This is a genomic window from Pedobacter terrestris (assembly GCF_052343045.1).
Lineage (GTDB): Bacteria > Bacteroidota > Bacteroidia > Sphingobacteriales > Sphingobacteriaceae > Pedobacter.
In genome coordinates, this window is the sequence record NZ_CP180264.1 from 3,894,572 (window position 1) to 3,907,816 (window position 13,245).

The window sequence follows — 13,245 nt, forward strand, 5'->3', positions numbered from 1 at the left end:
TCCAAACAAAAAAAAGGGATATGCTTTATGCACATCCCTTTATAATGTATTTATAATCGGCGCCGAAACATCCGTCTCCGGACTCCCAGACCTCCGACTTTCTTAGTAACGATATTCGTTAGATTTGAATGGTCCTTCTACAGAAACACCAATATAATCTGCCTGATGTTGGTCTAAAACTTCTAATTCTACACCAATTTTTTCAAGGTGCAAACGAGCAACTTTTTCATCTAAATGTTTAGGCAAAGTATACACTTTGTTTTCATACTGATCTGTATTTACCCAAAGTTCTAACTGCGCCAAAGTTTGGTTGGTAAATGAGTTACTCATTACGAAACTTGGGTGCCCTGTTGCACAACCTAAGTTTACCAAACGGCCTTCTGCCAATACAATTACATCTTTACCATCAATAGTATATTTATCTACCTGTGGTTTAATTTCGATTTTAGTATTGCCATAGTTTGTATTCAACCAAGCCATATCGATTTCATTATCGAAGTGACCGATATTACAAACGATTGCTTTGTCTTTTAATGCTCTGAAGTGTTTTTCGCGAACGATATCACAGTTACCAGTCGTGGTTACCACAATGTCTGCTTCTTTAATCGCTGTATCTAAACGCTTAACTTCATAACCTTCCATTGCAGCTTGCAAAGCACAAATTGGATCAATTTCTGTTACAATAACGCGTACACCTTGTGAGCTTAATGATTCTGCAGAACCTTTACCTACATCGCCATAACCACAAACCACAGCTACTTTACCAGCTAACATTACGTCTGTTGCACGACGAATAGCATCTACCAATGATTCGCGACAGCCGTATTTGTTGTCAAATTTAGATTTGGTTACAGAATCATTTACATTAATTGCTGGCAAATGCAATGTTCCGTTTTTCATTCTCTCGTACAAACGGTGAACACCAGTAGTTGTTTCTTCTGATAAACCTTTAATTGCCGGAATTAATTCAGGGAAACGATCAAAAACCATATTGGTTAAATCGCCACCATCATCCAAAATCATATTTAGTGGTTGTTGCTCTGCACCGAAGTGTAATGTTTGTTCAATACACCAGTCAAATTCTTCTTCATTTAAACCTTTCCAGGCATAAACCTGAATACCCGCAGCAGCAATAGCAGCAGCAGCGTGATCTTGAGTAGAAAAAATATTGCAAGATGACCAGGTAACTTCTGCACCTAAAGCCACTAAAGTTTCAATTAAAACAGCCGTTTGGATGGTCATGTGCAAACATCCGGCAATACGTGCACCTTTTAAAGGTTGCGTAGGGCCAAATTCTTTGCGTAAACTCATTAAACCAGGCATTTCTGCCTCGGCCAATTCAATTTCTTTACGGCCCCATTCTGCCAGTGAAATGTCCTTAACTTTATAAGGAACGTAAGTTGTCTCTACTGATGACATATTTATTTTTTTTAAGTGTCTATTATTAACGGATTGTGCAATTTAATGTTTTCTCACTCAAGAAATTTCTAGGTGGTAAAATCATTTTTTGCGCAGCAAAATTACACAATAGTTTGGCGAATATCAAAAGGTTGAAAGTTTATAGCAATTCTGCAGCATTATTTTTGCCGCGCCCAAATTAGTGGTGTGTTGTGTTTTGAACTGTTTTGCCGCCGACGGTTGTTACATAACAACCGGTGTAAGTGAGCCGAGAATATATTATATCCCAACAACCGGCACAACACAACCTAGACGTTTTTTTTCGGGGTCGGCCTACTATTTATTAAACTGCACGGCTGGGAGCTCCAGCGCTCGTCAATATGCATCAAATGTTGGCTCACCTATGCCTTCTGTTAGTCCTAATCGCTGCTATGCCAACTATACTGGAACAGGAGGAGGATTGGAACATTCTGGAAATTATTCACTTAATGGAACTCCAGTTTCTTTTGATGTGACAAATTGTCCAATTGATAAATACATTCCCATATTATTTTTGGGGGCTGGTGGTCTGGCATTTTTGACTTTAACGCGCAAGTTTAGTAATTGAAAATAAGTAGCCAAAAGCGAATAACAAACAGAAATATACGCTGCTGGCTGATTTTTTTAACAAATGTAAAATCTGCTGAGTATTTTCATAGGTATTTTTGCTTTCATAAAATGATGGAAAATATAACAATCAAATCGGTCTCGGTAGCAGATTATAAAACAATACAAGCTATAGCGAAGCAAACCTTTCATGAAACTTTTGCCGACAGCAATTCTGAAGAAAACATGCAAAAATATCTTTCAGAAAGTTTTAGTGATGACAAAATCATTGGCGAACTGGAAAATATAGATTCTATATTTTTTATTGCTGAAGTAGATAATCAGGTTCTCGGCTATCTTAAATTGAATACCGGAAATGCGCAAACAGAATTACAAGATTCCGAAGCGTTAGAAATTGAGCGTATTTATGTTTTGCGTGCGCATCATGGAAAAAAGGTTGGTCAATTGCTTTATGAGAAAGCGGTAGAAACTGCTGTATCAAAAGCTAAAAATACCATTTGGCTTGGCGTATGGGAAGAAAACAAAAGAGCAAGGCGATTCTATGAAAAAAATGGCTTTGTGCCTTTCGACAAACATCTTTTTAAAATGGGAGACGACGAACAAACAGACATTATGATGCGCAAGAATTTGCTTTTGGATAACCAATAATTTAAAAGGTGTGATTTAAGCACAAAACTTCAAATCACACCTTTCTGTATATTATCGTTTAACAAGTTGTACTTTACGTTATCGTAAAAGTAAAATCTTACAGATGCGAAACACTTACTCAGGCGCAATTAAAAGGCAAAGCCTATACCTATTGCTACAACACGATTTGTCCAGGTTGGATCTGGTGTCGTATATGGGTCAATCATTTTTAAGCCCAGACCGTATCCGGCATGAATATTCCAGCCATTTGACAACTGATATCCCGCAAGGAAATTAATCCCGAAATCACTTCTTTGTACATCTTTATTGTCGCCAAATTCCAGATCCCGCTTTGATGATTCTGGCGTAGATACCGAATTACGAATAGAAAAACCATCTATTTTTACGCGACCACTGATGGCAACAGCATAATATGGGCCGGCACCAAGAAAAATTTCCCCTTTTCCGACGTTAAAATTAAACACGGCATTTACAGGAATTTCCAGATACATGGAGCTGATTTTCACATTTCCTTCATAAGTATTGTAACCATCTGCAGGATCTGGGCGCAAATAGGAAAATGGATACTTACCTCCTTTTCCGATTAGAGTTAAGCCCGGTTGGATGGAGAACAATTCAGAAATCGGAAGATCTACCGTTCCACCGATGTACAGCGATGTATTTGTTTTGAACTCCAAACCCGAAGGCCCATCATAAATACTGGCATCGCCCTGGGAAGAAATTGTGGGTAAAGAAACTCCAGCTTTAATACCGAAAGTTACGCCTTTTGTTTGAGCAAATGAAGTCACACCAAGGGCTAACAAGAACGTAGTAATTAATATTTTTTTCATAGCAATTTAGATTTCCAGATGATTAAATTTAGGAAAAACTAGTTGCTAAACGAAAAATATAGTTGATTTAATAAACATTTAATACAGCAGAAAAACCTGAGCTGATAAACCAATTAAACAGAAAAAGCCGCTTGTTGGGCGGCCAATATATATAGGGATATAGAACTTCTATCTTATCTGAGCGATAATTGTTTTATTATCGTCGCCTGGCAGATTAATAACTTTGCTTTTCGAAAGCGTAATTTCAATAGCTGTAGAAACATCATTTTTATTTGCCATAGCAGCTACTTTAGCCGTAATGTTTTCCAGAAGCATTAAGGTTGAAAAATAATTTCTATCAAGTGTTTTGATATATGCCAAATCTCTATTACTAAAAGCGTATTGTTGATTTGACTTCTCTGTATAATACACTTGGGTACGATCCAGTAATAATAATTTCTCTGTGATTGCGGCAAGGCAACTTTGAGATAAGTTTAAGCCTTTTATTGCCACAATACTATTGTCTTTAATCTCATAATCCAAACCATTAAAATGAACGGTAGTGAGGTGTTTTCTATTGAAAATGGCTTCAGATTTTGGTAGATTTTCCAGTTCCGATGCGCCGTTTTTGATAAGCGCTTTGTTAAACTTATAACGCTGAGACAATAATTTTTTCATCAAGGCATCTCCATCGACTGTATGCATCTGAGCTTCCTGCGCCTGTAACGGTTGAAAAGACAGACTTGTTAAAGTAACGGTAAGAACGAGCAGTGATGATATTATTGTTTTCATGGCAGCAAATGTACATATAATAAATTCATTTTAACGTAAAACTGTCTAAGTTATAATACACATTTTTAATCATTATGTGTTTTTTAGATTGACAATTATCAACAGTCGAACGTCATAAAATCAATAATCATTTATAAGAGTTTAACAAGGAGGCTGATAGCGCAAAACATCGTTATAATTATAATAGATATTGAAGCAGACAAGAGTGTAAAAACGAAACCAGAAAACAGCCTGCAGATAATTTACTAACTTTGTCTCATGTCAATCGAAGAGTTAGAAGAATGGTTTAAAACCGCACCACGCCCGCAAATGCCGGTAATTATTGGCCCCGCAGAGCAAGTTAACGACTATGATCACTTTCTTGAATCACATTTTACTCCTTTGAAAGCAAATCCGGATAGTAAGGTGAACATGCCTTTATTGCACCGCTTAAAAAAAATGAAATTGATTATCGAAAGCAATCAATAAGACGGCGTTTAACACCATTATTTGTTAAAAAAACAAATAAGTATTTGATTTTCAGATTTTTATTTATTAAATTCATAAACCAAATATATCGGTTATGAAAATGATTAAACATCTGCTGGATACCAAATCTGCGTTGATTATTGCTGTATCTCCTCAAACCTCAGTGTTCGATGCACTGAAAGTGATGACAGAGCAGAACATCAGTTCTGTATTGATTATGGAAAATGCAACACTCCTTGGAATATTTACAGAGCGCGATTACGCAAGAAAAATTATCCTTCAGGGAAAATCCTCAAAAGATACATTAATTACAGAAGTAATGACGGAAAATCCGATCGTGATTGGCCTACGAGATTCTATAGATGATTGTATGAAAATTATGACAGCGAAACACATCCGCCATTTACCGGTTGTGGTAAATGATGTTGTAACCGGAATGGTTTCTATAGGCGATGTCGTAAAATTTGTTATTGAAGATCAGAAACAAACCATTTCTCAACTCGAAAGCTATATTAGCGGATAAAGCAAATTGCTTTCCTCACTATTTTGAAATTATGCTTTTGCCGTCGACTTTTCTTCGGCTTTGACTACTTGTTTCATTTCCAACTGTCCATTGTACTGCGCACCAAGTTCAATCTTTAATGTATCGGTCTTAATATCGCCGTTTACCTTTCCTGTACTTTTAATTTCCAGTTGAATCACTTTTACATTTCCGTTTACGGTACCGTAAATTATTGCAGATTTAGTATCAATATTTCCTTCAATTATTCCCTTCTCACCCAAAATAATGCCCTTGTCTGTTTTTACGTTGCCTTCAATTTTCCCATCAATACGAATTACTGAATTTCCGGAAACTTCACCTGTAATCTGAATATCAACGCCAATAATTGTAGAAATTTCATGTTGATTGAGGTCTAAATGCTCGGCTTGTTTATTTTTCTTGAACATATTATTCGAGTATTAAAAAAGATCGTGGACTTATAGGTTTTCCGTTTTTATGGATTTCGTAATGAAGATGCGGACCAGTAGAACGCCCCGTGGAGCCAACTTTACCAATTTTATCACCAGCGGCAATGTCATCTCCAACTTTTACCAATATTTTAGATAAATGCCCATAATAAGTTTGAAAACCGTTTGCATGGTTAATTACGATACAATTTCCGTAACCGCCCCGCCGACCAGCAAAAATGACTTTTCCGTTAGCGGTAGATTTCACAACATCTCCAATAGAACCGCGAATGTCTAAACCCTTATGATTTTCTACATTTTCTCCGGTAAATGGGTTTTCTCTATGCCCAAAAGTTGAAGTGATTGTACCATAATGCGGATATCCCATTGGAGTAAACGCCACATTACGCACCATTTTATCCAGGTAATTTTCGTAAAATGTACTGGCTTCTTCTATATCAAAAATATCATCGCCTTCTTCACCGCCAACATTGTCTTTTATAACAGGTTTGATTCCTCTGGCTTTCAAATATTTATTGATCGCCAGTAATTTTTGATCGATAGCTTCATAACGCTTTTTCAACGCTGCAGTGTCTAGCTGCGAAATTGCTTTCTTGCGTTTCAATAAATCTAGTGCGATTTTATTTCGTGAGGATTCTAAGATAGTTTTGGAATAATTGAGGTACACAATTACAGAAATTAAAACTACGAAGAGTACAATTAAACTCAGCACGTATTTTTTCCAGTGCTCAATATAGAAACTTGGGATTTGAATGGGCTTACCGGCATTTTGATTTTTATTCACAAAAATGACCGTTGTTTTAGCCTGTTTTCTCGGCATAATTACTACACTTGTTTGCTTGATTGCGCAAATATAAAGCGTCAAAAAACATATGAAAATTAGCAACAAACTTGATACAAAGCACATTACATAAAAATCCGGTTTCCAAATATTTGCTTGTAAAACAAAACGGACTTAAACGCCGAAAATTGTACAGCTTGTAATTTGTATGTTGGATTTGCTTAAAATTGAGCAGATTTTCGTTCATCACGATGCGCAAAAATCTATTTCATACGATCCTTTTCATCAGAATTTCCGCTATTAATCTGGCGGTTTTTGAAGGTCTTTCCAAGATTGAGATTATACGACAGATTTAGAGAAACGCGACGGGTAAGATATTTCTGGTACGCATCGATATTCAAATTACCTGTTGAAGAAGTATAATCTAACACGCTGGTATTGAAAATATCTGTAATCAGAAAACGTGCATTTAACTTTTTATTGAAGAAAGATTTGCGCAGTCCGAAATCAATTGAATAATTGGCAACGTAAGTTAAGTTAGATGCTATAAATGGCGACAAATATGTTCCTGAAAGATCAGCTTGCCAACTATCTGAAATTTTAAATACATGATTTGATTTTACCTGAGCAATGAATTTCATGTTTTTCTCTGTTACAAAATCGAGCATTTTATAAAATCCAAGTAAGTTATTGGTCGTATTCCACCATTTGGTAATGGTATATGGAAGATAAATGTTTAGTCCGTATATGGTTTGTTTACTTACATTTTGCCAAAAGTAACGCGCTACCAAATTTTCAGGACCTGCAGGTAATAACACAGTGGAGAATACATCGGTTGAAAAAGACGATATGAGGGTAAAATCATATTTATTGTTTAGCGAGTATGTTAGTTGCAGCGAATTCGAGTATTGCGGCAATAGATTTGGATTTCCTTGTATGTAGGTATAATCATTTACACGCCACTCAAAAGGATTTAATATATTGAACGATGGCCTGTTAAACCTTCGGGTATAATTAAAAGTCAATGTTTGATCTGTATCCCACTTTTTTTTGATCAAAACAGAAGGAAAAAAATTGATATAATTTCGATCGAAAGAAACTGCATTGGTAGATGAAATGCCAATAGATTTTGTCCACTCGCTCCTTAAACCTACTTGTACCGAAAAGTTTTCCCAGTTTTTTAAATATTCGGCATATGCAGCGCTAATATTTTCAGTATATCCAAATTCATTGGAACGACTGGTATCATAAACGTAATTTCCACCAGTCATGTAATCATACCGAACGTTATTTTGTGTAGTGGTTCTGGTAAATTTCAAACCAAATTTAAGATGATCTGTATTTTTGTATTTTTTACTGAAGTTGCTTGCCAGGCTGAAATTGCGCACATCTACAGGGATATAATTTCGGTATAATGAATCTCTGACAAAGTTCCCGGCGGCATCGGTATATCTTGAATTAAAATCTCCGCTTCCATTACTCAAAGATCGTGTTAAATCTGCCAGAACATTTAACTCAGAGCCTAAGGAATCCAATTTCCAACTATAATTTAATGAAGAATTGTAAAGTTTGTTTTGTGTAACATTTAAGAAGACACCTCTGATGTTGTTAGTCAATATGTCATTCGAATAAAGCGTGCTGATCGAACTGGTTTGTACATTTGCGTTATTTACATTACCATTAAATTCTGCAGCAATTGAATGTTTTGCGTTAATGTCATAACTGCCACCAATCCGAAAGTTCTGGCTGGTGTTTCGAATATCATTTACATTTTCTGTTGTATATTGGTTGCCCAGAGAATTTCGATGGTCGCCGAAATATGTATTTCGATTTTTCTCTTCGGCATTATAACTTCCAAACAATTGAAGCTTTTTATAATTATAGTTTAACTGTAGATTACCAGAATATGAAGGCCACATTGGTGAAGCAATTTCTCCACCAATAATTGTTGTTAACCCTGCTGAATGACTTTTTTTTAATACAATATTTAAAATCCCACCAGCACCTTCTGCATCGAATTCAGCTCCAGGATTTGGAATTATTTCTATAGAAGCAATATTTTCTGATCGCAAGCTGGCTAGATAACTTTCCATTTGTTCCAGACTCATTCTTAGCAACCGGCCATTAACCATAACCTTTGTACCAGAGCGGCCGTTAATGGAAATATCTGTTCCGTTTACAATAACTCCGGGTGCGTAATTGAGTAATTCCGTTACATTTCTGCCTGCTGTTAAAGAGGTTTCGCCAACGTTTAAGATATATCGGTCGGTTTTTCTGGTAATGAATGGTTTAGTTGAGGTAATTTTTACTTCTTTTAAAAGTTCTGCAGAATCATCCAGTTGTATTTTCCGCAATTCATTTAAACCTGGTTTGACTGTGATTGAAACATTTTTACTTTTATACCCCAACAAAGAAATTTCCAGGTTGTAATCCTTCGCTTCCAAACGATCAAAACTAAAAACCCCAAGTGTATCGGCTACTACACCTTTGACAAATACTTTATTATTGAACAAACGAATCGATGCAAATGGTGCACCCTGCTGTGAAGAACTCAGAATAACCTGTCCTTTTATTGTAGCGGATTGCGCGAAAATTTTGCTCGCAAATAGAATGGAAATTACAATTGTGTACAATATGGCAGAACGTTTTTTTGTCATAGATTTGAGTAGATGCATTAAAATACAATTTCTAATGAATCAACAAAACTATTTTCGACGAGTCTTAGGTATTTACAGACAGAAATCTTTAATTAATAGACAGATTAGTATTCTGGAACTGTTCTTAAAAGAATATTACGGAAAAATCTGAAATACGAAGCCACAATTAACCGTAAAATTTAATACGCGTATTCTAGACTTTAATCTGATATCGCTACCATTTCCACTCGCCTGCAATTTGCAGTGGTTCTTTCAAATTCTGAGATTCTAGAAATGCCTTTAATTCCTGGCTACCCAAAACCGCAACCGGAATTTTGGTTGTATTTGCAAGTGCATAAGTAAGCATCGCACTGTATCTTACTGTATTTTTAAGTTCTTGTTCGTCTACTAATTGGAATGAATCGCCATCAGAATGGTAAAATGGTCCGGAATTGTTGGGAAGCTTACCGCCAAAACCCCCTCCGGTTGGAATACCTTCTAGCATGAATGGCTGATGATCGCTGTGTAAACCTGCACCTGCATTAAAAAGGTTCTTAAAACCAGAATCAATCTTCACAATATCTGCGCCCCAGTCTGTAAACAAGGTTTTCATTTCGGCCCGCGAAGTAGAAAATCCTTTCGGATCGTTGGTCATATCATAATTAAGCATAAACTTAACCTGATTCAATGTACCATCTTCTTTCGCATTTTCTATATATGCTTTTGAGCCCAGCAAACCTTGTTCTTCTCCCATAAACAGAACAAACTCTACGGTTCTTTTGGTCTTTAAGTTTAGTTTTTTAAATGTGCGTGCCATATCCATAATGGCGAAAGATCCGATACCATTATCAATTGCTCCGGTTGCCAAATCCCAACTATCCAAATGGCCGCCAACAACAATTTTATCTTCTGGCAAATCTGTTCCTTTAAAAGTTGCAACAACGTTTCTGGCTTTAATCATTCCGGAGAAATTGGTCATAATAATATGTGCAACCTGCGGCTGATTTTTCAATTTTTCTTTCAGTGCCATTCCATCTTCCAAACCTATACAAACTGCCGGGATTGGAATCAATTTTCCGGTAACAGAAGCCGTTCCCGTTAGCAACACACCGTTTTTAACTGTATTGATGATAATCACTCCTTTTGCTCCGTACTTGGTTGCGATAGCCGTTTTTTCAGATCGGTGTAGTGATTTTGTTCCTGCCGGAGAGCCGGGCAATACGCCCAGATAAATTAACGCTATTTTGTTTTTAAATTGATTCGGCTTTGCCTGATAATCGGCTTCCAAACCATTTCCTGCATCTACAATATCGCCTTCAACATCTGCCTGTACAGGAGAATGTGCAAGGGTTACGGCTTTCATCGACTTAAGATTTGTACGATTTTCGCCAATTTGAACATTAATAGTTTTCCTACTCCAGCTTTCTACTTCAAAAGGTTGAAATTTTACATCGCATCCGTAAGATTTCAACAAATCAAATGCATATTGTTCTGCCTTTGCCCCATTTTCAGAACCCGTCAAACGATGTCCTATTGTTTCGGTTTCGTATTTTAAAGTTTGATACGCTCTGGAGTTTTGCTGAACATCGGTATTAATTTTTTGAAAAACATCTCTGAACTGATCTTGCGCCTGCACAAATAAAACAGCGCAGATAAAGGCTGCTGAATATAAATATTTCATTAAAGTTTAGTTTGATTGCACTGAAAGTAAACAATTTTAGCTTCCTAGCAGTGGCTGTAACGTATATTTTGCTTATCTAAACAAATTCCTGCGTTATTACGTTCAGGCATTCAACATCTATACAATTGGAGACATCAGCTAATGAGTCAAGTAAATCTTAGTAATCATCAAAAAAATCTCAAATTCCAGATATTTAGATTATCGCTTTAACGGGGAATAACCATAATTTCGATCCTATTGGGTTTCAAAAAGTTCCGATAATTTTTTACCTAACATATCTCCACGGAGATCTTGCGCAATAATTTTACCGCTTGGATCTATCAGAAAATTTGAAGGTATGACTTTTATATCAAAAATGGATTTCGCTTTTCCGTTGAAGTCACTAACATTTTGCCAAATTTGTATGCCATCCTGATATAACGCTTCCAGCCATTTATCTTTGTCTCTCTGACGATCCACGGTAACACTGAGAATGTGAAATCCTTTTGAATTAAAATTTTGGTAAGCCTTTATCAAGCTAGGATTTTCATCCCTACAAGGCTTACACCAACTGGCCCAAAAATCAATCAGTAAATACTTCCCTTTGTAATCCGCAAACGCTATCCCTTTCTTGCCTGTTGTATCCATTAAAGTAAGTTCCGGGAGATATTTCTTTCCATTTGCAATTGCTTTTGACGTTCTTATTTTGGTGAGTAAAGACTTGGCAGATGGTAAACGTCGTATCTCTTTGTCTAACATCTGATATAACGTTTCTATGTAAACTGGTTTAGACCTAATCCTAGGACAATCTGAAGGAGACATGGCATATTTCCACAAAGAATATAAACCTAGTGGAGACGCATTAAACTTTATCACATTATCCTTAAAAATATCTTCTTCGATATTGGTATTAAGAGAGTCTTTTATTCTAGTTATCTCATTCTGTGCCATTTCAAACGACTGCCTTTCGTAATCGATATTTTTCAGTAACGAGTCTCTCATTTTCATGGTATAGTGGATGTCACTCTCCATCTCGGCAAATTCACGACTATATTGAAACTTAGTTTGAATCTTTGGCTGCAAATAACTATCGAATTGAAATTCATAATTAGAAGCGCCAGTCCAAAATTTTATAAGGGTTGATTTTGATTTTTTCCAGAGAAAGGTAAAATTCAAAAATTTGGGCTCTTTTACATGGGTGATGAACGATAATTGACCGCCTTTAATACTACAAGTATCATAGGAAGTTGTCCCATCAATACTTAAAATCATAACACTAACCTTTCTGGGAGAGTCTTTAAGATTTTTCAAATCGGCTGTAATTTTTAAAACATTATCGTCACTTTGTTGACCAAATAAAAGTCTAGCTTGAAAAAACAATAAAAAAAATATAAATCGCATACCAGTTTATTTATCAAATAGACGACTTATTCTGCTATTTAAATCCCTTGCATATTTTGTAGACTTTAGTCTGTCTGAAAGCAACTTATAATAAACTCTTGGATCAATCCCTTCGCTTTCCATGCTGGCTCGTAATGGGAGTTCATACATTTTTACAACATATTGCAATTGGAAAAGGCTCATTGGTGAGTCGGAATATTTCTGATAAAAACTGATTTCGTTTCCATCGTTTAATATTTTGTAATATTCATCTAATTGCTTTGTTAATTCTCCCCCTTCAAGTATTTTTGATGTCTTAACTGAATCGACATTTATCACTCTAAACGTAACATCTTCTATAACAATATTCTTACTTTTTAAAGACCAGATACGTTCTCTAATTTTAGAAATTGTCTCAGACATTGTGATATTCGATCTGTCATCAACAAAGATATAGCCCGTTTTTAAAATATCTTCTCCAAGATCCAAAGTACCTTTAAATTCTGCGATTCCATTATGAAACGGAGTAATCAGGAATTTTCCTGTATCTTGTAATGAACTTAGATCTTTTGGCAGGGCTAAGTAAGCGTACTTCACTTTAATACTCGAATCAAGAACTGCCTTTATATAAAACGTAGATTGGGCATTACCAAATAAAGGGAGCAAGATCAAAATTAAAGCTTTAACAATTTTTAAATTCATACTCTTGATACCATGTATAACAAAACAGAATTAATTACGCCTAATATTTTATTTTACATTTTTCATTACAGGTTATTATTATAACCCGTAATGAAAAAATAAACTACTTACTGTGGAACAAACGTTTCCTCAGTGGGACAATATTTTCCACAAGCATTTTCTGCTCTATCTGGTGGAATACCGTAAGAGATGCTACAGTTATAGCAGACATCATAACTAGACCAATTTCCTTCATCACATACCCCACCACCCATTACTTGTTTCATCTCAGCTTTACTGAGTAGATTTTTCTTTTTCATTTTTCTGAGTTTAACTTAAAAAATTTTACACTTCTCCTTCACGCAGGATCAGCTTAAGCGATGCTGGTAACGCCAGCATTCGTTTTGGATTGCTTTA

13 protein-coding genes are annotated in these 13,245 nt (G+C 35.9%); 3 read left to right on the forward strand and 10 right to left on the reverse strand.

Translation table 11 applies throughout. From position 1 onward, the window contains the following. Positions 1–102: 102 nt before the first annotated feature. Complete coding sequence (ahcY, locus tag ACJVDH_RS16475; RefSeq protein ID WP_443944501.1) at positions 103–1,419, reverse strand: adenosylhomocysteinase; 1,317 nt, start codon at positions 1,417–1,419, stop codon at positions 103–105. Positions 1,420–2,115: 696 nt separating this feature from the next. On the opposite strand from ahcY, the gene ACJVDH_RS16480 reads away from it, so the two are divergent. Beyond that, entirely contained in the window at positions 2,116–2,652 is a 537-nt protein-coding gene (locus ACJVDH_RS16480; RefSeq protein ID WP_443944502.1) for a GNAT family N-acetyltransferase, read from the forward strand. A 128-nt stretch (positions 2,653–2,780) separates the two neighbouring features. Here the strand turns inward: ACJVDH_RS16480 and ACJVDH_RS16485 are convergent, their stop codons facing one another. Next, entirely contained in the window at positions 2,781–3,482 is a 702-nt protein-coding gene (locus ACJVDH_RS16485; protein ID WP_443944503.1) for a porin family protein, read from the reverse strand. A 168-nt stretch (positions 3,483–3,650) separates the two neighbouring features. Then, the gene (locus tag ACJVDH_RS16490; RefSeq protein WP_443944504.1) at positions 3,651–4,253 is read right to left on the reverse strand and encodes a hypothetical protein; all 603 of its coding nucleotides are present in this window, start codon (positions 4,251–4,253) and stop codon (positions 3,651–3,653) included. A gap of 258 nt (positions 4,254–4,511) precedes the next feature. Here ACJVDH_RS16490 and ACJVDH_RS16495 point away from each other — a divergent pair, with 258 nt between their 5' ends. Together ACJVDH_RS16495 and ACJVDH_RS16500 are read left to right on the forward strand one after the other, a co-directional pair. Next, entirely contained in the window at positions 4,512–4,721 is a 210-nt protein-coding gene (locus ACJVDH_RS16495) for a DUF6965 family protein (protein WP_443944505.1), read from the forward strand. A gap of 94 nt (positions 4,722–4,815) precedes the next feature. Further along, complete coding sequence (locus ACJVDH_RS16500) at positions 4,816–5,244, forward strand: CBS domain-containing protein (protein ID WP_443944506.1); 429 nt, start codon at positions 4,816–4,818, stop codon at positions 5,242–5,244. Positions 5,245–5,273: 29 nt separating this feature from the next. On the opposite strand, the gene ACJVDH_RS16505 is transcribed toward ACJVDH_RS16500, so the two are convergent. From ACJVDH_RS16505 to ACJVDH_RS16535, 7 genes are all read right to left on the reverse strand, one after another. After that, the gene (locus ACJVDH_RS16505; protein WP_443944507.1) at positions 5,274–5,669 is read right to left on the reverse strand and encodes a bactofilin family protein; all 396 of its coding nucleotides are present in this window, start codon (positions 5,667–5,669) and stop codon (positions 5,274–5,276) included. A gap of 1 nt (position 5,670) precedes the next feature. Then, on the reverse strand, positions 5,671–6,474 hold the full coding sequence (locus ACJVDH_RS16510) for a M23 family metallopeptidase (protein ID WP_443944508.1): 804 nt from the start codon (positions 6,472–6,474) through the stop codon (positions 5,671–5,673). 260 nt (positions 6,475–6,734) lie between these two features. Beyond that, a complete protein-coding gene (locus ACJVDH_RS16515) occupies positions 6,735–9,128 on the reverse strand; it encodes a TonB-dependent receptor domain-containing protein (RefSeq protein WP_443944509.1) in 2,394 nt (797 codons plus the stop codon). Positions 9,129–9,342: 214 nt separating this feature from the next. Next, entirely contained in the window at positions 9,343–10,788 is a 1,446-nt protein-coding gene (locus tag ACJVDH_RS16520; protein WP_443944510.1) for a M20/M25/M40 family metallo-hydrolase, read from the reverse strand. Positions 10,789–11,022: 234 nt separating this feature from the next. Continuing rightward, positions 11,023–12,168 (reverse strand): TlpA family protein disulfide reductase, encoded by a 1,146-nt coding sequence (locus ACJVDH_RS16525; protein ID WP_443944511.1) that lies wholly within the window; start codon positions 12,166–12,168, stop codon positions 11,023–11,025. A 6-nt stretch (positions 12,169–12,174) separates the two neighbouring features. Continuing rightward, the gene (locus tag ACJVDH_RS16530) at positions 12,175–12,849 is read right to left on the reverse strand and encodes a hypothetical protein (RefSeq protein ID WP_443944512.1); all 675 of its coding nucleotides are present in this window, start codon (positions 12,847–12,849) and stop codon (positions 12,175–12,177) included. A 107-nt stretch (positions 12,850–12,956) separates the two neighbouring features. Continuing rightward, on the reverse strand, positions 12,957–13,148 hold the full coding sequence (locus ACJVDH_RS16535; protein WP_443944513.1) for a hypothetical protein: 192 nt from the start codon (positions 13,146–13,148) through the stop codon (positions 12,957–12,959). Positions 13,149–13,245: the final 97 nt, after the last annotated feature.